This is a genomic window from Thalassospira alkalitolerans (assembly GCF_002115745.1).
In the GTDB taxonomy this organism is placed as follows: Bacteria; Pseudomonadota; Alphaproteobacteria; order Rhodospirillales; family Thalassospiraceae; genus Thalassospira; species Thalassospira alkalitolerans.
The window spans coordinates 35,060-56,631 of record NZ_JFKB01000007.1; the positions used below are offsets into that span (position 1 = coordinate 35,060).

21 protein-coding genes are annotated in these 21,572 nt (G+C 54.6%); 15 read left to right on the plus strand and 6 right to left on the minus strand.

What is annotated here, in order from left to right; genetic code table 11:
* Positions 1 to 81: 81 nt before the first annotated feature.
* Positions 82 to 2,040 carry a 3-hydroxyacyl-CoA dehydrogenase NAD-binding domain-containing protein gene (locus TALK_RS11325; RefSeq protein ID WP_085618909.1) on the minus strand — a complete coding sequence of 653 codons (1,959 nt, stop codon included), beginning with the start codon at positions 2,038 to 2,040 and terminating at the stop codon, positions 82 to 84.
* Entirely contained in the window at positions 2,040 to 2,876 is an 837-nt protein-coding gene (locus TALK_RS11330; protein WP_085618910.1) for an alpha/beta hydrolase, read from the minus strand. Before TALK_RS11330 ends, TALK_RS11325 begins: the two co-directional genes overlap by 1 nt.
* A gap of 218 nt (positions 2,877 to 3,094) precedes the next feature.
* On the opposite strand from TALK_RS11330, the gene TALK_RS11335 reads away from it, so the two are divergent.
* The 15 genes from TALK_RS11335 (at position 3,095) to TALK_RS11405 (ending at position 17,858) form a co-directional block, all read left to right on the plus strand.
* Entirely contained in the window at positions 3,095 to 5,389 is a 2,295-nt protein-coding gene (locus TALK_RS11335; RefSeq protein WP_085618912.1) for a bifunctional salicylyl-CoA 5-hydroxylase/oxidoreductase, read from the plus strand.
* A 7-nt stretch (positions 5,390 to 5,396) separates the two neighbouring features.
* On the plus strand, positions 5,397 to 6,155 hold the full coding sequence (locus TALK_RS11340; protein ID WP_085618914.1) for an SDR family NAD(P)-dependent oxidoreductase: 759 nt from the start codon (positions 5,397 to 5,399) through the stop codon (positions 6,153 to 6,155).
* Positions 6,152 to 6,649, plus strand: coding sequence for a MarR family winged helix-turn-helix transcriptional regulator (locus TALK_RS11345; protein WP_085618916.1), 498 nt, complete (start codon positions 6,152 to 6,154; stop codon positions 6,647 to 6,649). The genes TALK_RS11340 and TALK_RS11345 overlap by 4 nt, the downstream gene beginning before the upstream one ends.
* Positions 6,642 to 7,454 (plus strand): enoyl-CoA hydratase family protein, encoded by an 813-nt coding sequence (locus TALK_RS11350; protein ID WP_085618918.1) that lies wholly within the window; start codon positions 6,642 to 6,644, stop codon positions 7,452 to 7,454. The genes TALK_RS11345 and TALK_RS11350 overlap by 8 nt, the downstream gene beginning before the upstream one ends.
* A complete protein-coding gene (locus tag TALK_RS11355) occupies positions 7,454 to 8,611 on the plus strand; it encodes an acyl-CoA dehydrogenase family protein (RefSeq protein ID WP_085618920.1) in 1,158 nt (385 codons plus the stop codon). Before TALK_RS11350 ends, TALK_RS11355 begins: the two co-directional genes overlap by 1 nt.
* Positions 8,612 to 8,634: 23 nt before the next feature.
* Positions 8,635 to 10,269 carry an AMP-binding protein gene (locus tag TALK_RS11360; RefSeq protein ID WP_085618922.1) on the plus strand — a complete coding sequence of 545 codons (1,635 nt, stop codon included), beginning with the start codon at positions 8,635 to 8,637 and terminating at the stop codon, positions 10,267 to 10,269.
* A complete protein-coding gene (gene kynU / locus TALK_RS11365) occupies positions 10,266 to 11,459 on the plus strand; it encodes a kynureninase (RefSeq protein WP_085618924.1) in 1,194 nt (397 codons plus the stop codon). Before TALK_RS11360 ends, kynU begins: the two co-directional genes overlap by 4 nt.
* The gene (gene kynA, locus TALK_RS11370; protein ID WP_139833803.1) at positions 11,456 to 12,319 is read left to right on the plus strand and encodes a tryptophan 2,3-dioxygenase; all 864 of its coding nucleotides are present in this window, start codon (positions 11,456 to 11,458) and stop codon (positions 12,317 to 12,319) included. The genes kynU and kynA overlap by 4 nt, the downstream gene beginning before the upstream one ends.
* A 137-nt stretch (positions 12,320 to 12,456) precedes the next feature.
* On the plus strand, positions 12,457 to 13,596 hold the full coding sequence (locus TALK_RS11375; RefSeq protein ID WP_085618926.1) for an ABC transporter substrate-binding protein: 1,140 nt from the start codon (positions 12,457 to 12,459) through the stop codon (positions 13,594 to 13,596).
* An 87-nt stretch (positions 13,597 to 13,683) separates the two neighbouring features.
* A complete protein-coding gene (locus tag TALK_RS11380) occupies positions 13,684 to 14,601 on the plus strand; it encodes a branched-chain amino acid ABC transporter permease (RefSeq protein WP_085618928.1) in 918 nt (305 codons plus the stop codon).
* Between the two features lies 1 nt (position 14,602).
* Positions 14,603 to 15,589, plus strand: a complete 987-nt coding sequence (locus TALK_RS11385; protein WP_085618930.1) for a branched-chain amino acid ABC transporter permease — start codon at positions 14,603 to 14,605, stop codon at positions 15,587 to 15,589.
* Positions 15,582 to 16,331 (plus strand): ABC transporter ATP-binding protein, encoded by a 750-nt coding sequence (locus TALK_RS11390; protein WP_085618932.1) that lies wholly within the window; start codon positions 15,582 to 15,584, stop codon positions 16,329 to 16,331. The genes TALK_RS11385 and TALK_RS11390 overlap by 8 nt, the downstream gene beginning before the upstream one ends.
* A gap of 1 nt (position 16,332) precedes the next feature.
* Positions 16,333 to 17,022, plus strand: coding sequence for an ABC transporter ATP-binding protein (locus TALK_RS11395; RefSeq protein ID WP_085618934.1), 690 nt, complete (start codon positions 16,333 to 16,335; stop codon positions 17,020 to 17,022).
* A 1-nt stretch (position 17,023) separates the two neighbouring features.
* Entirely contained in the window at positions 17,024 to 17,455 is a 432-nt protein-coding gene (locus tag TALK_RS11400; protein WP_085618936.1) for an acyl-CoA thioesterase, read from the plus strand.
* Positions 17,448 to 17,858: a RidA family protein gene (locus TALK_RS11405; protein ID WP_085618937.1), complete on the plus strand. Its 411-nt coding sequence runs from the start codon at positions 17,448 to 17,450 to the stop codon at positions 17,856 to 17,858. Before TALK_RS11400 ends, TALK_RS11405 begins: the two co-directional genes overlap by 8 nt.
* Positions 17,859 to 17,909: 51 nt before the next feature.
* Here TALK_RS11405 and TALK_RS11410 read toward each other — a convergent pair whose 3' ends face one another.
* From TALK_RS11410 to TALK_RS11425, 4 genes are read right to left on the minus strand one after another with little or no spacing between them, the layout of a single operon-like run.
* On the minus strand, positions 17,910 to 19,139 hold the full coding sequence (locus tag TALK_RS11410) for a beta-ketoacyl-ACP synthase (RefSeq protein WP_085618939.1): 1,230 nt from the start codon (positions 19,137 to 19,139) through the stop codon (positions 17,910 to 17,912).
* Positions 19,136 to 19,861 (minus strand): 3-oxoacyl-ACP reductase FabG, encoded by a 726-nt coding sequence (gene fabG, locus TALK_RS11415; protein ID WP_085618941.1) that lies wholly within the window; start codon positions 19,859 to 19,861, stop codon positions 19,136 to 19,138. Before fabG ends, TALK_RS11410 begins: the two co-directional genes overlap by 4 nt.
* Positions 19,858 to 20,358, minus strand: coding sequence for a hotdog family protein (locus TALK_RS11420; protein ID WP_169715007.1), 501 nt, complete (start codon positions 20,356 to 20,358; stop codon positions 19,858 to 19,860). Before TALK_RS11420 ends, fabG begins: the two co-directional genes overlap by 4 nt.
* A complete protein-coding gene (locus TALK_RS11425) occupies positions 20,355 to 21,572 on the minus strand; it encodes a beta-ketoacyl-ACP synthase (protein WP_085618944.1) in 1,218 nt (405 codons plus the stop codon). Before TALK_RS11425 ends, TALK_RS11420 begins: the two co-directional genes overlap by 4 nt.

The window sequence follows — 21,572 nt, forward strand, 5'->3', positions numbered from 1 at the left end:
TGTTCTTGATGTGATATAAAGGTCAAATCAACGCGATAAAACCGCCTGCAGGATTTTATGATCCTTGCGGGCGGTTTTGTTTTAACCGGTTTTTCGCATGAACATCGGGCCGCCTTTGTGCCGCGGGAAGCCATATCCATTGATCATCACAACATCAATAGCATCCGGGCTGGTTGCGATCCCTTCGGACAGGATCTTGTCGCCTTCCGCCTGCATCGCACGCAGAATGGTTTCGATGATTTCCGCGTCTGTGAATGTGCGCCGGGTGATGCCCTTTTTCAGTGACTCACTGATGACCAGATCATCGACAACGGGATCGTTTTCTGCTTTGCCGTTCGCATCATAACGATACCAGCCAAGCCCGTTCTTTTTACCCAATCGGCCCATTTCGCACAGGTAATCGCCAAGGGCGACATAACGCTCGTTGGGGTCGCGCATTGGCGCAAGGCGCTTGCGCGTTGCCCAGGAAATTTCAAGCCCCGCCATGTCCTGCATGGCAAACAACCCCATCGGGAAACCAAATGCGACCATTGCCCGGTCAATGTCGCGGGGCAGGGCACCGTCTTCAAGCATGTATTCGCAATGTTTCCGGTACGCCGACATGATCCGGTTGCCGATGAACCCGTCGCAAATCCCGGTCGGTACCGCAATCTTGCCCAGCCGCTTGGCAAAGGCAAAAGCCGTGGCAAGGCTTTTGGCATCTGCCTTGGCGGTGCGCACCACTTCAAGGAGTTTCATGATATGTGCTGGCGAAAAGAAATGAAGCCCGATCACGCGACCCGGATTGGCGCACATATCGGCAATCGCGTTGATATCCAGATACGAGGTGTTCGACGCCAGAACGGCCGTCGGTTTGCAATGCCGGGACAACTGCCCAAACACGTCATGCTTGACACTCATATCCTCAAACACAGCCTCGATCACCAGATCGGCATCCGAAAGGGCAGCGTAATCCGTGCTGCCCATAAAATCGCCCAATAACCGGTCGTACTTCTCTTGGTTTAGCAACCCACGTTTCAGGCTTCCGCTCAGATGGTGTTTGATCGTTTCTAGCCCCCGGTCACAGGCCGCGTCATCGCGTTCGATCATCACAACCGCGTAACCAACCAAAAGGGTGGCGGTGGCAATGCTCGCCCCCATAATCCCGCCGCCAATCACACCGACAATTCGAATGGGATGGGGATCAACCTCCTTAAGCTCTGGCAGCTTGGCAACCGACCGTTCGGCAAAGAAAATATGACGCAACGCCTTGGATTGGTCGCTGTCGCGCAGCCGAACAAAATTTTCCCGCTCCGTCGCAAGGGCTGTTTTGGCGTCGCCGGTCACGGAATCCCGGATGGTGTTCACCGCAACAATCGGGGCGTCTTGCCCGCGCGCCTTCTTTGTAACATCCGTGATAATGCCATCCCACGTGGTATCGTCCGGGGCCTTGATGGGGGCTCTGTTCATAAGGGCCACCGGGCAGGGGGTATCCTTGATCTGCACGGCAAGCGTTTTGGCCGTGCTCAGCAAATCATCCTGCGCAACCTTGTCGATAAGGCCGATGTCGTGCGCCTTGCGGGCTGTAATCGGTTTGCCACTGGTAATCATGGTGATGGCCTCGGCCACCGGGATCAGACGTGGTAATCGTACCGTGCCACCCGCACCGGGGATCAGACCAAGATTGACTTCTGGCAGGCCCAGTTTGGCCGTCTCCGACGCAACCCGGTAATGGCACCCCAGCGCAACTTCAAGTCCGCCACCCAATGCCGTGCCATGAATGGCGGCAATGATCGGCTTTGTCGCGTGTTCCATGCGAATGATCAGATCGGGCAGGATTGGGTCCAATGGCGGTTTGCCAAATTCGGTCACATCCGCACCGGCAATAAAGGTCCGGCCAGCACAGGTCAGGATCGCGGCCCGGATTGCGTCATCGCGGTCAATCAGTTCAATCGCATCCCAAATCCCCTTGCGCACGGCATGACTGGTGGCGTTAATCGGTGGATTGTCGATCGTGATGACCGCAATATCGTTTTCGATGGCAATACTGACTGGCGACATTATGCGTCCTCCGGATCAATCGGATGGAGCAGGCAGGCAACAAGATCGGATTCCGGATCGGCCAAATCGGCAATCACATTAAAATGGTGTTTGTCCGGTGCTTCGACGGATCGGGTTGATGCGCCAAGCCCGGTCCAGATATTCGCCAGTAATGCGTTCTGGCGGATAAATTCCGGGCGTTCATCCGCGCCGACCCAACAAGTGATCGAACAGGGCAAATGCGGGCGATGAAGGGCGGCACTTTCAACAATCGCTTCTTCTTCGTCAAGCTTCAGCACGTCATTCATCGCGGTGTTTAAAAGCGGGCGCATATCATGCAGGCCGCTGATCGAAACTGTGTTTTCAATGCGTGCCTGTGTACCGGGTGATAGCGGTGAATTGATGCAATTCATCCGGCTGACCAAATGCCCGCCTGCCGAATGCCCGGTCAGGTGGATCGGGCCGGAAATGCGTTTGGCAACATGGTCAATTGCACTGCCGATTTGGCGGGTGATTTCGGAAATCCTTGCATCGGGTGCCAGGGTGTAACTTGGCAAACAAACTGCCCATCCCTTGGTCACGGCCCCGCGTGCCAGATGTGACCAGGTTGATTTATCAAACGCCTTCCAATACCCGCCATGCACAAACACGACGATGCCCTTGGGGCTGCCTTCGGGCAGGAAAAGATCGTATTTTTCACGTTCCGCCGTGCCATAGGCAACGTCAATTTCCGCGCGGTTTGTTGCGGTCATTTCATCGCGAAAGGCGGTCGCCATTTTTACCCACATACCGGGGAATTCAGCGGCACCTTTAATGTGGTCGCCATTGGCGTATGCGTCGTCCCAATCGGTGATCATGGTGAATGCCTTCCTTGCCTGAATGCGATGTTATCTATGCGGACTCTGCTTAAAAACGGGCGGATTGCAAAGCTTTTTCAACAGTTTATTCGAGGGACTTTAGGTGAATTTACAGATATTTCAAACTCAAAATATTTATGCTTGAAATAAATAATTCAGAGGCGTACCGTTTCATAAGTTTCCCGAAACAACCAAACACATCAAGAAAGGGAAAGCAGGTGAGAGTAGTTTGTCTGGGTGGCGGTCCTGCGGGGCTTTATTTCGCGATTTCGATGAAATTGCGTGATCCCGCGCATGATGTCGTGGTGATCGAACGCAACAAGCCCGATGATACATTCGGCTGGGGCGTTGTGTTGTCGGATGAAACATTGACCAATTTGGCGGAAAATGACGCCAAAAGTGCCGAAGAAATCCGGGCGCATTTTTCCTATTGGGATGATGTTGCCGTTCAATATCGCGGCGAAAAGACGGTTTCGACCGGTCATGGTTTCTGCGGTATCGGTCGCAAACAACTTTTGATCCTGCTGCAACAGCGCGCCCGCGAGCTTGGTGTTGAACTGCGGTTTGAAACAGAGGCCGAAAGTGCTGCTCACTACGCCACGGAATTTGACCTTGTTGTTGCCAGTGATGGCCTGAATTCCAAAACGCGCAGCGAGTTTTCTGATACTTTCCAGCCCGACGTTGATACCCGCAAATGCAAATTTGTCTGGCTCGGCACGCATCAGAAATTCGATGATGCCTTTACCTTTATTTTTGAAGAAACCGACAAGGGCTGGGTCTGGGCGCACGCCTATCAATTTGATGATGAAACCGCGACTTTCATCGTCGAATGTTCGCAAGAAACCTGGGATGCCTATGGTTTTGGCGATATGACCAAGGAAGAATCCATCGCCACCTGCGAGGAAATCTTTAAGGATCATCTTGGCGGTCATCCGCTGATCAGCAATGCCCATCATGTGCGCGGTTCCGCATGGCTTAGTTTCCCGCGTGTTTTGTGCAAAACATGGTCGCATGAAAACATCGTTTTGATGGGCGATGCGGCGGCGACTGCGCATTTTTCAATCGGGTCGGGCACCAAATTGGCGCTTGAAAGTGCAATTGCACTGGCAAGCTATCTGCATTCCGAGGCCGATCTGCCGTCTGCCTTTGCCAAATACGAAGACGAACGTCGTCTTGAAGTGCTGCGCCTGCAATCAGCCGCCCGCAATTCGATGGAATGGTTCGAAGAAATCGAACGATATTTCCGCTTTGATCCGGTGCAGTTCACCTATTCATTGCTGACCAGATCGCAACGTATCAGTCACGAAAATCTGCGCCTGCGCGATGCCAAATGGCTTAACGACGCCGAAGGATGGTTTCAGCGTCAAGCCGGTCTTCCTGCCAATGAACCGGTGCGTCATCCGATGTTTGTGCCGTTCAAATTGCGCGATATGACGCTTAAAAACCGTGTTGTTGTGTCGCCAATGGCGCAATACAAGGCGGTGGATGGTTGCCCGACCGATTGGCATTTGGTGCATTACGCCGAACGTGCCAAGGGCGGTGCCGGGCTGGTTTATACCGAAATGACCTGTGTGTCGGCCGATGGTCGCATTACGCCGGGCTGTCCCGGGTTTTATGACCCCGCCCACGAAACGGCATGGAAACGCATCACCGATTTCGTACACGGGGAAACTGACGCCAAAATTTGTGCGCAGATTGGACATTCCGGGCGCAAGGGTTCGACCCAGCTTGGGTGGGAAGAAATGGACGCGCCATTGAAATCCGATAACTGGCCGTTATTGTCGGCATCCGAAATTCCGTGGTCGGATCGTAATCAAGCGCCGAAGGCGATGACGCGCGATGATATGGACAGGGTCCGGGATCAGTTTGTTGCTGCGGCGAAAATGGCCGAACGGGCGGGCTTTGACATGATCGAAGTCCATGCCGCGCATGGGTATCTTTTGTCATCATTTATCAGCCCGGTCAGCAATGTCCGTGGTGATGAATATGGCGGGTCACTTGAAAACCGGATGCGCTATCCGTTGGAAGTCATTAATGCAATGCGCGCAGCATGGCCGTCACATAAACCGATGTCGGTGCGTATTTCGGCCAATGATTGGGTTGGTGATGATGGTGTCACCCCCGAAGACGCGGTTGAAATCGCCCGTCTGCTTCAGGCCAATGATGTTGATATCTGTGATGTGTCCGCCGGTCAGACGACCAAGGAAGCACGCCCGGTTTATGGTCGCATGTTCCAGACGCCGTTTTCCGACCGTATCCGCAACGAGGCCCATATGGCGACCATGGCGGTCGGCAATATCTATGAGCCTGATCACGTCAATTCGATCCTGATGGCCGGTCGTGCCGATCTTGTCTGTCTGGCGCGCCCGCATCTTGCCGATCCCTATTGGACGTTGCATGCAAGCGCCGCACTGGGCAATCGCACTGAAAACTGGCCCGAACCCTATTACGCGGGCCGTGATCAGATGTGGCGTCTGGCAGAACGCGGCGATGTCATGACAGGAAAGGTATAAGCCCGCCATGACCAATCTTGCCATCAAGACGGCATTGATCACCGGTGGTGGTTCCGGGGTGGGGGCCGTCATGGCCCGCATGCTGGCCGATGCGGGGGTTAAGGTTGCCGTATCGGGTCGCCGGGTTGATATGCTGGCCGAGGTGGCAAAACATCCCAATATCACCGCCATTCGGGCCGATGTCACCGACGAGGCATCGGTGCGTGCGATGTATGAAGCCATGTGTGATGTGATCGGCGGGCCTGATCTGGTGGTTGCCAATGCGGGCATGGCCGAAAGTGCACCGTTTGGCAAAACATCGGTCGATCTGTGGCGACGCACGATTGATGTCAATCTGACCGGAACGTTTTTGACCTTCCGCGAAGGGTTAAACGTGATGGACAAGACCAAGCCGGGACGCTTGATTTCAATCGCCTCGACCGCGGGGTTAAAGGGATATGCCTATGTCACCGCCTATTGTGCGGCCAAACATGCGGTCATTGGGTTGATCCAAAGCCTTGCAAACGAACTGGCATCAACTCCGATCACGGTGAATGCGGTTTGCCCGGGTTTCATGGAAACGCCGATGCTTGAACAGTCGGTTACCAATATCGTGTCGAAAACCGGTATGAGCCCCGATGCCGCGCGTCAAAGCCTTGCCAAAATTAATCCGCAGGGGCGGTTCATCGCACCCGAAGAAGTCGCCCAAACCGTCATGTGGCTATGCAGCCCGCAAGCCGGATCGATAACCGGACAGGCAATTTCGGTATCGGGAGGAGAAGTATGAATATGACCAACCCCGAAGACCTTCGAAACGACGCCGATAATGAAACCTCGGACTTGTCAAAGGCCCGCCTGCGCGCTTGGCTGCAAGTCCTGAAAGTGTCGCGCAAGATCGAGGGCGAGCTGCGTGAAAAGATGCGGCTTGAATTTGGTTCCACGCTGCCACGTTTCGATGTTATGGCCGCCCTGTATCGGTCGCGTGACGGTATGCGCATGAGCGAACTTTCAAGCGCGTTGATGGTTTCAAACGGCAATGTCACGGGCATTGTTGATCGCTTGGTTGCCGATGGCATGATTGTTCGTGTACCGGTTGAAAATGATCGCCGGGCATCGATTGTGCGCTTGACCCCGGATGGGGAAAAAGATTTTGCCGAACGTGCGCTTGTGCATGAAGGCTGGGTTTCCGAACTGTTTTCCGATTTGTCGGCAAACGATGCTGACGCGCTGATCCGTATTTTGCGCACCATTTCCCATCATAACGAGGCGCCCCATGACTAAAATGTCCGGTCTTAAACCAAAGCATTTCAATTGGCGCATGGAAGGCGATGTTGCGGTCATTTCATTGGATCGTCCGGATCGCAAAAACCCGTTGACCTTTGATAGCTATGCCGAATTGCGCAATACGTTCCGTGATCTGGTCTATGCCGATGATATCAAGGCCGTGGTGTTTGCATCGAACGGGGGCAATTTCTGTTCCGGTGGTGATGTCCATGACATCATCGGTCCACTGATCGACAAGGACATGAAGGGCCTTTTGGAATTCACCCGCATGACCGGCGATCTGGTCAAGGCGATCATTGGCTGTGGCAAACCGGTGATTGCCGCCATTGATGGGATTTGCGTCGGTGCCGGGGCAATCATCGCCATGGCATCGGATTTGCGTCTTGCGACATCGGCATCCAAAACGGCATTTTTGTTTACCCGTGTCGGTCTTGCCGGATGTGATATGGGGGCGTGCGCCATCCTGCCGCGCATTATTGGTCAGGGGCGTGCTGCCGAACTTCTTTATACCGGCCGGTCGATGTCGGCTGACGAAGGCGAACGCTGGGGATTCTTTAATCGTCTGGTCGAGGCCGACGTGCTGGAGGCTGAGGCAATTGCGCTGGCAACCCGCATTTCCGAAGGCCCGAATTTCGGCCACATGATGACCAAAACCATGCTGGCGCAGGAATGGAACATGGGCATCGAACAGGCGATCGAGGCCGAAGCCCAGGCCCAGGCGATTTGCATGCAGACCGAAGATTTCAATCGCGCCTATAAGGCATTCGTTGCCAAACAAAAACCGGTGTTTGAGGGGAACTGATGGCCGATACATCATACCTTGATTGGCCCTTCTTCGAAGATCGGCACCGCGAATTGGCCGCAAATCTTGATGTGTGGGCTGCTGCAAATCTTGAGGGGATCAATCATCACGATGTCGATGCTGCCTGTCGTGATCTGGTGTCGCGTCTGAATGAAGGTGGCTGGTTAAAACATGCCGCTATTGATCCTGATATGGCCGGGGCAAAGCTGGATGTGCGGTCGCTGTGTCTGATCCGTGAAACGCTGGCGCGTTATGATGGTTTGGCCGATTTTTCCTTTGCCATGCAGGGGTTGGGTAGTGGCGCGGTTTCATTGTTCGGCACAAGCGCACAGCGCGGTGATATTCTGCACAAAGTGCGGTCAGGCAAAGCCATCGCCGCCTTTGCCTTAACCGAACCGCAATCGGGATCGGATGTTGCCAATATCGCCCTTGATGCGCGAACAGATGGCAGTGATTATATTCTGAACGGCGAGAAAACCTGGATTTCCAATGGCGGCATCGCCGATTTTTACTGCGTCTTTGCCCGCACTGGCGAAGCCCCCGGTGCCAAGGGCCTGTCGGCCTTTCTGGTGCCTGCGGATGCGCCGGGGCTTGAGATTGCCGAACGTCTGGAAACCATTGCTCCGCATCCGTTGGCACGGTTGAAATTTACCGATTGCCGCATTCCGGCAAGTGCCCTGATTGGCCTGCCGGGCGAAGGGTTCAAGATTGCGATGTCGGTTCTGGATGTGTTCCGGTCAACCGTTGCCGCCGCGGCCCTTGGCTTTGCACGCCGGGCGCTGGATGAAACCATTGCTCGTGTCCAGTCACGCGAATTGTTTGGCGCGCCGTTGTTTGATTTGCAGATGGTGCAGGGGCATGTTGCCGATATGGCCCTTGATGTCGATGCCAGTGCGCTTTTGGTCTATCGCGCCGCATGGCTTAAAGACAGCGGGGCGGCGCGTGTCAGTCGCGAAGCCGCAATGGCGAAACTTTATGCAACCGATCACGCCCAAACCGTCATCGACAAGGCGGTGCAAATTCACGGCGGCGATGGTGTGCGCAGTGGCCACATCGTTGAAACGCTGTATAGGGAAATTCGCGCTCTTCGGATTTATGAAGGCGCGTCAGACGTCCAAAAAATAATCATTGCACGGCAAACGCTGGCACAAAAATAGCTGTATCAGGGGCTTAACTAACCATGTCGCACGTTTTGGGTCCAACCGCACATAGCGATACATTCGCAAGGGACAATCTGCCACCGGTCGAAACCTGGCCGGAATTCAATCTCGATCAATTTCAGTACCCCGAATATCTTAATGCCGGGGTCGAATTGACCGACCGTTTGGTCGAACAGGGATTTGGCGATAATACCGCATTGATCGGCAATGGCCGTCAGCGTACCTATAAGGAACTTTCCGACTGGACCAATCGCATTGCTCATGCATTGGTCGAAGATTACGGGGTCAAGCCCGGCAATCGCATCATGATCCGGTCGGCCAATAATCCGGCAATGGTTGCGTGCTGGCTGGCGGCAACCAAGGCGGGGGCGGTGGTGGTTAATACCATGCCGATGCTGCGCGCGGGTGAATTGGCCCAGATCGTTGATAAGGCCGAGATCGAATTTGCCCTGTGCGATACGCGCCTGATGGATGAATTGGTCGCCTGCGCCAAAGATAGCAAGTTTTTGACCAAGGTTATCGGGTTTGATGGCACGGCCAATCATGACGCCGAACTGGATCGTATTGCCCTGACCAAATCGGTGAAATTCGATGCGGTCAAAACCGGGCGGGATGACGTTGCGCTTTTGGGGTTCACATCGGGCACCACCGGGCAGCCAAAGGCAACCATGCATTTCCACCGCGATCTTTTGATCATTGCCGATGGTTATGCCAAGGAAGTTTTGAATGTGACGCCCGATGACGTGTTTGTCGGATCACCGCCATTGGCCTTTACCTTTGGCCTTGGTGGATTGGCGGTATTTCCGCTGCGCTTTGGCGCAACTGCGACGTTGCTGGAAAAGGCATCGCCGCCCAATATGATCGAAATCATCGAAACCTATAAGGCGACCGTCTGCTTTACTGCGCCAACGGCCTATCGTGCGATGCTGGCCGCGATGGATGATGGGGCTGATTTGTCATCACTTCGGGCTGCTGTCTCGGCCGGGGAAACCTTGCCCGCCCCTGTGTATAACGCATGGATGGAAAAGACCGGCAAACCGATGCTGGACGGCATCGGGGCGACCGAAATGCTGCATATCTTTATTTCCAACCGGTTCGGGGATTCCCATCCGGCATGCACCGGGCGCCCGGTAACCGGTTACGAAGCCAAAATCGTTGATGACGAGATGAACGAACTGCCCGTTGGCACGGTCGGCAAGCTGGCGGTACGCGGTCCAACCGGGTGCCGTTATATGGCTGATGATCGTCAGTTTGGCTATGTGCGTGATGGCTGGAACCTGACCGGGGATGCGTTCTTTGTCGATAACGAAGGCTATTTCCATTTTGCGGCGCGTAGCGATGATATGATTGTTTCGTCGGGTTACAATATCGCTGGGCCAGAGGTCGAAGCCGCCCTGTTGTCCCACCCCGATGTTGCTGAATGTGCGGTGGTTGCCAGTGCTGATGCGGAACGCGGTTATATCGTTCAGGCGCATGTGGTATTGGCCACAAATGCCAATCCGTCGCCTGAAATGGCCAAGCTTTTGCAAGATCACGTTAAGGCAACGATTGCGCCCTATAAATATCCGCGTTCGGTGATTTTCGTCGATGGGTTGCCCAAAACCGCGACTGGAAAAATTCAACGTTTCCGCCTGAAACAGGAAAATTCTGCATGACTGATTTTGCCGCCACCAAAGCGTTGTTCCATATCCCCGACGGGGTGATTTACCTTGATGGGAATTCATTGGGCGCGATGCCAAAAACGGCTGCTGCGCGTGCTTCATCCATGATTACGGATGAATGGGGTGAAATGCTGATCCGGGGCTGGAACGATGCCAAATGGATGGCGCAGCCCACACGTGTCGGCGATATGGTCGCGCGTCTGATCGGCGCGGCACCGGGTACGGTGGTGATGGGGGATACCTTGTCGATCAAGGTTTATCAGGCGCTGGCAAGTGCGCTTGAAATGCGTGCAGATCGCAAGGTGGTGGTCTCGGACAACGGCAATTTCCCGACCGATCTTTATATGGCCGATGGCCTGATCAAAAGCCTGGATAAAGGGCACGTTCTTAAAACCCCGAACCCCGAAGACGTCGAAAACCTGATCAACAAAGACCTTGCCGTTTTGATGCTAACCCAGGTCGATTATCGCACCGGGCGCATGCACGACATGAAACGTATTACCAAACTTGCCCATGACGTTGGTGCGTTGGTGATCTGGGATTTGGCGCATTCCGCCGGGGCGGTGCCGGTGGACCTTGCCGGGTGCGAAGCCGATTTCGCGGTGGGCTGCACCTATAAATACCTAAATGGCGGCCCCGGTGCCCCGGCGTTTATCTATGTCCGTCCGGATCACGCCAAAACCGTGCGGCCCGCACTTTCGGGCTGGTTGGGGCATGCGGCCCCCTTTGCCTTTGATATGGCATATAACCCGGCACCCGATGTATCGCGGATGCGGGTGGGGACGCCACCGGTCATTCAGATGACGGTTCTCGAAGAAGCCATGAAAGCCTGGGACGGCATTGAAATGGCTGATATCCGTGCACGCAGTATTGAACTTTGCGAACAATTCATCGCCGGGGTAGAGGCAAGCTGCCCGATGCTGGAACTGGCAAGCCCGCGTGATGCCCAAAATCGCGGATCGCAGGTATCGTTTAAATGTGCCGATGGCTATGCGGTGATGCAGGCCTTGATCGCGCGCGGCGTGATTGGTGATTTCCGCGCACCCGATATTATCCGGTTTGGTTTTACCCCGCTTTATATCGACAATGCCGACGTTGATGGCGCGGTTAAAATCCTTGCAGAAATCATGGGAACCCGTGCCTGGGATAGGCCGGAATTCCACAAAAGGAATGCGGTAACATGAGCGAGAAAAACAACGGTTGCCCGATGAATCAGCCTTATGATCCCAGCACCGAAGGCGCACGGACCGATTTTTCCGATCAGATGTCATATAGCGACTATTTGTCGCTTGATGCTGTTCTAAGTGCGCAGCATCCTTTGACCGATGCACAGGATGAATTGCTGTTTATCATTCAGCACCAAACGTCCGAGCTTTGGATGAAGCTGGCAATCCGCGAAATTACCGCAGCACGCGATGCCATCCGTAATGGACGCCTGCAACCGGCGTTCAAGATGCTGGCCCGTGTATCACGTATTTTCGAACAGCTTAATAATGCATGGGACGTGTTGCGCACCATGACGCCAAGTGACTATACGACGTTCCGTGATGCGCTTGGCCCGTCTTCGGGGTTTCAATCCTATCAGTATCGTCAGATCGAATTCATGTTGGGTAATCGCAATCATGCGATGCTGCGTCCACATGCGCACCGCGCCGATATTACTCAATTGTTGATGGCCGAACTGGCAACGCCAAGCCTGTATGACGAAGCGCTTCGTTTGCTGGTGCGCGAAGGCATTGCTGTGCCCGATGCGATTGTGAACCGCGATGTCAGTGAACCTTATAGCGCGCATGATGACGTGATTGCGGCTTGGCATATGGTTTACAGCGCACCTGAAAAATACTGGCCGCTTTATGAATTGGCCGAAAAGCTTGTCGATTTCGAAGATTATTTTCGGCGTTGGCGGTTTAACCATGTGACAACGGTTGAACGCGTTATCGGGTTTAAACGCGGTACCGGGGGGACCGGCGGCGTTAGTTATCTGAAAAAAATGCTGGAAATTGAACTGTTTCCGGAACTCTGGCGTGTCAGAACCACGCTTTGAGGATGGACGGACCTGGCTGAACACTGCAAAATCAGGGGCAGGCATCAGGTTCACTATAACCGCGGCAACACACTACAGAAAAAGTCGCGGGATCAACGTGTTGCTAGACAGATAAAAACATAAACACGGAGGCTTTGATGAAGGGCACTAAAACAACAATTGCAGCACTTGCTGCATTGCTGATGGCAGGGACTGCACATGCAGAACCGTTAAAAGTTGGCATGATCACGACCCTTTCGGGCGGCGGTGCCGGTCTTGGTATTGATGCACGTGACGGGTTCATGCTGGCTGTCAAGCAAGCCAATAATCCCGATCTTACGGTTGTGATCGAAGACGATCAGCGCAAACCCGATGTTGCGGTTCAGCTGGCGGATAAAATGATCCAGCAGGAAAAAGTTGATGTCCTGACCGGTATTATTTGGTCGAACCTTGCTATGGCAGTTGTGCCATCGGCTGTGGCGCAGAACAAATTCTATCTGTCGGTTAATGCCGCACCGTCGCAACTTGCCGGCAAGGGCTGTAACAAGAATTACTTCAGCGTTTCCTATCAGAACGACAACCTGCACGAAGCCGCTGGCGGTTATGCGACCAGTGCCGGTTACGGGAAAACGTTTGTGATGGCGCCGAACTATCCGGCGGGTAAAGATTCCATTTCCGGCTTCAAGCGTTTCTATCTCGGTGATGTTGCCGGTGAAGTTTACACCAAGCTTGGCCAGACCGATTATGCGGCTGAAATCGCCCAGATCCGTGCATCGGGTGCCGATAGCGTGTTCTTCTTCCTGCCGGGCGGCATGGGTATTGCGTTCATGAAGCAATATGCACAGTCTGGTGTTGGCATTCCGTTGATTGGCCCGGCATTCTCGCTGGATCAGGGGATCCTTGGTGCGGTTGGTGATGCGGCACTTGGCATCAAAAACACCTCTAACTGGTCAAAAGACATCGACAATGCCACCAACAAGGCATTTGTCGAAACCTTCCAGGCCGAATATGGCCGCCTGCCGTCGCTTTATGCATCCTATGGCTTTGATACGGCGAACCTGCTGCTGTCGGCAATGGGCAAGGCAGATGTCAAGGATCAGGACGCATTCCGTGATGCGCTACGTGCGGCGGACTTTAATTCGGTCCGTGGCAAGTTCATCTTTGGTGCGAACCAGCATCCGATCCAGGACATTTATGTCCGCGAAGTGATTAAGGAAGGCGATGTTCTGACCAACAAGATCGTTGGTACCGCGCTGATTGATCATGCCGATGCCTATGCATCAGAATGTGTGATGTAAAAGAAGTCTGACAAGTCGGCGGGCACCGGGATCGGTAATGATATCGGGGGCTTGGTGTCCGCCATCTTGCGACGGAGTTTTCCCTATATGTTTTCTTTATTTCTGGAACAGCTGTTAAACGGCCTTCAGTCAGGCGTGATGCTGTTTCTGATGGCATCGGGTTTGACGCTGGTGTTTGGCGTGATGGGGCTGATTAATCTGGCCCATGGATCGCTTTACATGGTGGGGGCGTTTGCCTGTGCGGCGGTGGCGGCATGGACCGGGTCATTCTGGCTGGGGCTGGTCGGCAGTTTGATGGCCGCGGCCATTGCCGGTGCGCTGGTTGAAATGATTGTGATCCGTCGTCTTTATGCGCGTGATCACCTTGATCAGGTGCTGGCGACTTTTGCGCTTATTCTGATTTTCTCCGAAGGCACAAGGTGGCTTTTTGGATCATTTCCTTTGTTTTTAAGTGTTCCGGATGTGTTGTCTGGCACGGTTGTGATGCCGGGCGGGTTCCAATATCCGATTTTCCGTCTGGCAATTATTATTGCCGGTCTGACCGTTGCCATTGGTTTGTTCCTTTTGATCGGGAAAACCCGGCTTGGTATTCGTATTCGTGCGGGCGAAGCCGACCGTGGCATGATCGCGGCATTGGGCGTCAATATTGATCGTCTTTACACGATTGTTTTTGCCCTTGGTGCTGCCTTGGCCGGGCTTGCCGGGGCCTTTGTCGGCACGACCCAGTCGGTTCAGGTCGGCATGGGCGAACCGGTTTTGATTTTGGCCTTTGTCGTGATCGTGATTGGCGGGATCGGGTCGATCAAAGGGGCCTTGATCGGGTCACTTCTGGTTGGATTTACCGACACGATGGGGCGTTTCCTGTTGCCAATCGGGTTCGAGGCATTCTTTGACCCGGCAAGTGCAACTGCAATCGGGTCGGCCTTGGCATCGATGCTGATTTATATCGTTATGGCGCTGGTGTTATTCCTGCGGCCAAGCGGTTTGTTCGGGACGGAAGCCTGATATGACCATGAACCGCGAAACCATTTTAAATATTATTCTGGCTGTTCTTTTGATTGCGGTGCCGCTGATTGCACAGGCAATGGACGAACCCTTTATCATCACCCTTGCGACCAAGGTCGCGATATTTGGTATGGCCGGTGTCGGGCTTAACATCGCCCTTGGCTATGGCGGGCTTGTCTCGTTTGGGCATGCCGCCTTTTTCGGGATCGGGGGCTATGCCGCCGGGATCCTAGCCAGCCATGCGCTGAACTATGAACCGATCATGAGCACGCCGTTTGAAATTAACGGCACGACACAGATGATTGTGATTTGGGTTGTGGCCTTGATCGCATCGGCCGTGATTGCGCTTTTGATCGGGGCGATCACGCTTCGGACCAGTGGTGTTTATTTCATCATGATCACGCTGGCCTTCGCACAGATGATCTATTATTTCGCAATTTCCTGGCCGGCCTATGGCGGCGAGGATGGGTTGTCGATCTATGTGCGTAACAGCTTCCCGGGGCTTAATACGCTTGATCCGCTTAGTTTCTTTGGCCTGTGTGCGGTGATGCTGGGCATTGTTTTGGCGTTTTCAGCGGTGCTGATCCGGTCACGCTTTGGTCTTGCCCTTCAGGGGGCACGCCAGAACGGACAACGCATGATGGCGGTTGGTATTGCACCATTCCGTGTGCGTCTGGTGGCCTTTGTGATTTCGGCCATGATTACCGCATGGGCCGGGGCGCTTTACGCCGATCTGAACCGCTTTGTCAGCCCGTCGATGATGTCTTGGCATATGTCAGGTGAAATCATGGTGTTTGTCATTCTGGGCGGGGTGGGGCGTTTGTTTGGCCCGGTGGCCGGGGCGGCACTTTACATCATGCTGGAACATCTTTTGGGCAGTACATTTGAATTCTGGCAATTGCCGTTGGGTATTTTGTTGCTGGTGGTGGTGCTGTTTGCACGCGGTGGCCTGATTGGCCTTTTGGCGGGGGAACGCAAACATGCCTGAAGCCATTCTTTCGCTATCAAAAGTCACCAAACAGTTCGGCGCTCTGCTTGCCAGTGACAATGTATCGCTTGATCTGATGCCGGGTGAAATTCATGCCCTGATCGGGCCGAACGGGGCGGGGAAATCCACCCTGATCAAACAGATTGCCGGTGAAATCAAACCCGATAGCGGTGAAATTCGTTTTGCCGGGCGCGATATCGGTGAATTGGATGCGGTTGAACGATCCCGCATGGGCTTGGCCCGAACGTTTCAGGTATCATCGTTGATGCCGGAATTCTCGGTACTGCAAAATGTTGTTCTGGCTCAGCAATCGGTCAGCGGCAAAATCTTTCGGTTTTTCAAGCCGGTTCTGTCCGATGCGTCGCTTCTTGAACCGGCGATGGCACAGCTTGAACGGGTTGGCCTTGCCGATCGGGCACAAATGCGGGCGGCTGATATATCGCACGGTGAACGTCGTCAGCTTGAAATGGCGGTAGCATTGGCGCTTAAACCGCGTGCCTTCCTGCTGGATGAACCAATGGCCGGCATGGGGCCAGAGGGCTCCAAAAATTTGACCGACTTCCTGGGGGGGCTGCGTGCCGAGGCCCCGATCCTTTTGGTCGAACACGATATGGATGCGGTTTTTGCCTTGGCCGACCGGATTTCGGTTTTGGTTTATGGCCGGATCATTGCGACCGGAACGGTTGATGAAATTCGGGGCAATGACGATGTTAAACGTGCCTACCTCGGGGAGGAAGCCTGATATGACTGCACTTCTCGAATTATCGGGTGTGACCGCTTTTTACGGAGCATCACAGGCGTTGTTTGGTGTTGACCTAACCGTGGGTGAGGGCGAGGCCGTGGCCCTTATGGGCCGCAATGGCATGGGCAAGACAACCACGATCAAAACCATCTGTCGCATGATGGCCCATCGTGATGGTGATATCCGCTTTGCCGGAAATGATCTTGCCAAATTGCCATCGCATAAGGCGGCCCGCCTTGGCATTGGTTTGGTGCCCGAAGGTCGGCGGTGCTTTGCGCGTTTGACCGTGATGGAAAACCTGATGGCGGCGGCAACCGTCGGCGAATGGGATTTTGCCCGGGTGGCGGATTTGTTTCCGCGCCTTGCCGAACGTCGCGATCAAAAGGCGATGACGCTTTCGGGCGGCGAACAGCAGATGCTGGCGATTGGTCGTGCGCTTATGACCAACCCGCGCCTTCTGATCCTTGACGAAGCGACCGAGGGTTTGGCCCCTGTCGTGCGACAGGAAATCTGGGTGGCGATCAACGTTTTGAAACAATCAGGTCTGTCGATCCTTGTCGTCGATAAGTCGTTAAAGGAACTGTCGGGCGTGGCGGATCGTTATGTCATTGTTGAAAAGGGCGTTACGGCATGGAGTGGTGCGGTCAATGACCTGACTGACGATCTGACCAACCGGTATTTGGGGGTCTGAGATGACGGTATTTACCTATCCCCAAAAAGTCTTGTTTCAACATTGCGATCCGGCGGGGATCGTTTTCTATCCCCGTTATTTCGAAATGATCAATGCTACGGTCGAAGAATGGTTTGATGCCCGGATCGGGGTCAGTTTTGCGCAAATGCACGGGCCCTTGCAGGTTGCCGTGCCAACCGCCGCCCTTCAAATCAGCTTTACCGCGCCAAGCCGTCTTGGCGAGATGCTTGAATTTCGCCTGACGCCGACACGATTGGGGCGATCCAGCCTTGATCTTGAAATCAGTGCCGTTTGCGGTGACGAGCAACGCCTTGCAATGACAGCAACACTGGTCTTTACCCGAAATGGTGCCGGAAAGTCGGTGCCCTGGCCCGATAACTTGCGTGCCAAGATCGATAATGAAATCAACGAAATGGTAGAAAAAAATGCATAAAATCATTCAGCCAGACGGATGGAAACCGCCCAAGGGATACGCCAATGGTGTGCTTGCCGACGGGGCACCGCTTTATATCGGTGGTCAGATCGGTTGGAACGCCGATCAGGTCTTTGTCGCCAAGGATTTCGTCGGCCAGATGGAACAGGCACTTCGCAACATCGTTGACGTGCTTGAAGCCGCCGGTGGTGGCCCTGAAAACCTTGTGCGGTTGACCTGGTTTGTTGTGGATAAACAAGAATATCTGGCCCATCAGCGTGAAGTTGGCGAAGCCTATCGCCGTGTGCTTGGCAAAAACTTTCCGGCCATGACCATGGTGGTTGTCAGTGCGCTTGTCGAAGACGAAGCCCTGATCGAGATCGAGGCAACAGCCGCCATTCCGACCAGTAAAAGTGCAGCTTGAGAAGCAAACCCCCGGCAGATAGATGCCGGGGGTTTGTCGGGTCTGGCAGACTTAGATCTGCCGGAAGATCAGTGATGTGTTGATGCCGCCAAAGGCAAAATTGTTGCTCATCATATGTTCGGCGGAAATATTTCGTGCGGTTCCATAGATATAATCAAGTTCAGCACATTCCGGGTCGACCTGTTCAAGGTTGGCGGTGGCGGCAAATTTGCTGTCACGCATCATTTCCAGTCCCAGCCATGCCTCGATCGCGCCACATGCGCCAAGGCTGTGGCCGAAATGCCCCTTTAGCGTATGCATTGGAATGGCGCGGTCAAATACCGCGCGTGTCGCCTTGCTTTCGGCAAGGTCGCCGTGATCCGTGGCGGTGCCATGACCATTGACGATATCGATATCGCTTGGTGACAGACCCGCCGTTTCAAGCGAGGTGCGAAGGGCGATCTCCATTTTGTCGGCGGCGGGTTGGGTAATATGGGCACCATCCGAATTGCTGGCAAAGCCGATGATCTCTCCAAAAATCTGCGCGCCGCGTGCCTTGGCATGTTCGTATTCTTCAAGGATCAACGTCCCGGCACCTTCGCCGATCACCAATCCATCACGTCGCGCATCATAGGGGCGCGGGGTCAGTTCCGGGGTGTCGTTATTGGTGCTGGTGGCAAACAGGGTATCGAATACCGCGACCATGGTCGGGCAGAGTTCTTCGGCGCCACCGGCAATCATCAAATCCTGCATGCCGAATTTGATGGCCTCATAGGCGTAACCAATCCCCATGCTGCCCGATGTGCAAGCGGTTGAGGTCGGAATGATCCGGCCCGAAATGCCATATAGCACACCGATATTGACCGCCGCCGTGTGGCTCATCATCTGGATATAGCTCGTCGCGGTGATGGCGTTGCTGTCACCATGTTCCATCAGGCGGGTAAAGCCCAGAACCGGTGGGGTGCTGCCAAAGGATGATCCATAGGCAATACCAATACGCCCACCCTGCAGAAGAGTTTTGTCATCGCGCAGGCCCGCCATTTCAAGTGCTTTGTCGGTCGCAGCCACCGACATTTGGGCCACACGACCCATGCTGCGCAGTTGTTTGCGGTTGAACTTTCCTTTGAGCGTGAAATCCTCGACCGGGGCGGCAAGACGGGTGCGCAAATCATATTTGCCGTCCCAGTCATGCATACGCCGGATACCGGTTTCGCCATTCGCCATGCGTGACGAGATGATTTCCCAGCTATCGCCAAGGGCGGTAATCCCGGCCATGCCGGTGACAACGACGCGCCGCGTCATAGCATCCCCCCATTTACGCTAATGACCTGACGGGTGATATAGGACGCATCTGCACCGCACAGAAACGCAATGGTTCCGGCAACTTCATCACTGGTGCCATATCGGCGCATCGGGATCATGGCCTTGACGTCGTCTTCGGGCAAATCTTTGGTCATTTGGGTTTCGATGACACCAGGCGCGACCGCATTGACCGTGATCTTGCGTTTGGCCAGTTCAAGGGCCAGCGATTTGACGGCACCGATGATCCCGGCCTTGGACGCAGCATAATTGACCTGTCCGCGATTACCGGCAATCCCGGCGATAGAGGTTAACGCGACAATGCGCCCGCCCTTACGTCGCTGGATCATCGGCATGATCAACGGTTTGATCACATTGTAAAAACCATCCAGATTGGTGTGCAATACCCGGTCCCAATCGTCATCTTCAAGGGCTGGGAACGGACCATCACGGGTCAACCCGGCATTCAGGATTACCCCATATGGTGCGCCGTTTTCGGCGATGTCGGTTTCGATCGCCGTGCGGGTGGTTTCGCGGTCTGCGATATCAAACTGGATCAATCGTGCGGAACGGCCAAGGGCAATGATGTCATCACACACGGCTTGGGCGCCTATGCGGTCCGAATGATAATGGACGATGATGTCAAATCCGTCCTTGGCAAGTCGGCGGGCGGTGGCAGCACCGATCCCTTTGCTTGCCCCGGTTACCAAAATGGTTTCTGTCATGGGTCTGTCGTATCTTGGTTGCTATCTGTTGCAGGTGACGGTTCGTTCGGTTGATAGACATTGATGCGTGCGCTAACAAGTATGTCATCACCGTTGCGCACTTCGCCGTCAAAAACGCCCATTTCGCCGTCTTCGAAAATATTCTTCACATGGATCGAAAGTGTCGCGCCGTCATCAAACCAGTCGCAGGTCATGGTCATCTTGCGCGTGCCCAGTAAATACCCGACTTTGGGCGTGCTGCCCGGTGCGGCAGATTGAACGCGCCAGCCGCTATAGGCGGCGACGGTCTGGGCGATATATTCAATCCCGACATACCCCGGAACACCATGACCGGTGGTAAAGAACATGCTGTTTTTTGATATGCGGACTTCGGTACACATGGCTTCGTCATCGGCGGCCAGCACCCGGTCAATCAGCAGCATTGGGGCCGCGTGTGGCACCAGCGTTTCAACTGGTGGAAAGTCGCAATGATCGTTGGTTGCCGTGATGGTCGTCATGCCGGTTTGCCCCGTTGCCATCCCCGGCCAAGAATGACTGAAACGTTGCTGCCGCCAAAGGCGAATGAGTTGCTCATCATTGCGTAGCGATCCATTGGGGCAAGGTGCGCGTTGGTATCATTGATCAACTGCAGTTCAGGAATATCGGCATCCTTTTTACCGTCCCAGATATGACGTGGCAGGGATGCCCTATCTGGTGCATCGGAAAGCGACAGCCAAAGTATCGCCGCCTCTATCGCGCCTGCGGCACCCAATGTATGGCCGGTCATGGGTTTGGTCGAACTGGCAGGGACATCTGGGCCCAGCACATCGCAAACGGCGCGTGCCTCCATCCCGTCATTTAACGGTGTGGCCGTGCCATGCAAATTGATATAGGCGATATCGGATGCGGTCACATTGGCATTGGCAAGGGCGTTTTGCATCGCCAGTGCCGCCCCCTTGCCATCGGGATGGGGGGCATTGGGATGATGGGCATCCGAACTTTCGCCAACGCCCAGTAATTCGACCTCGCCCGCATCACGGCGCAGGATGAAAAGGGCAGCCCCTTCGCCGATATTGATACCGTCGCGATGGATGCTCATGGGGTTGCAAACCCCGGCAGATATTGATTGCAACGCGTCAAAGCCTCGCACGGTCAGGCGGCACAGGCTATCGACCCCGCCAACCAGAACCGCATCGCATAATCCGGCCTTGATCAGGCGGGCACTGGCGGCAAATGCCTTGGCGCTGGATGAACAGGCGGTGGAAATCACATAGGCTGGCCCGCCAAGGTCAAAGGCCTCGCGCAGGAAATCTGCCGGTGATCCGATTTCCTGATGACTGTAAAGGAAGCCTTCGGGAAAGGTGCCCTGATCCAGTGTTGCCTGATAGTCGGTTGTTCCTTCTTCGATCCCGGATGTGCTGGTGCCCATCACAATGCCGATGCGATCCTTGCCGGTTGTGGCGATCAGATCGGTGATTTGATCCCTGATCTGGCAGGTGGCGGCCCAAAGCAGGCGGTTATTGCGTGTATCGTGGCGGGTAAGGTGTTCGGGCAATTTTGCCGGTGCCTGTGTAACCGTTCCAAGGATCGTTGACCCGCTTGCCATAAAGCCATCGCGCGCAATCATATCGGCAACACGGTCACCACGCAGGGTTGTACGGGTTTCATCGATCCCTGTGCCAAGGGCGGAAACAATGCCAAGGGCGGAAAGATAAAGCGGACCGAACGTCAT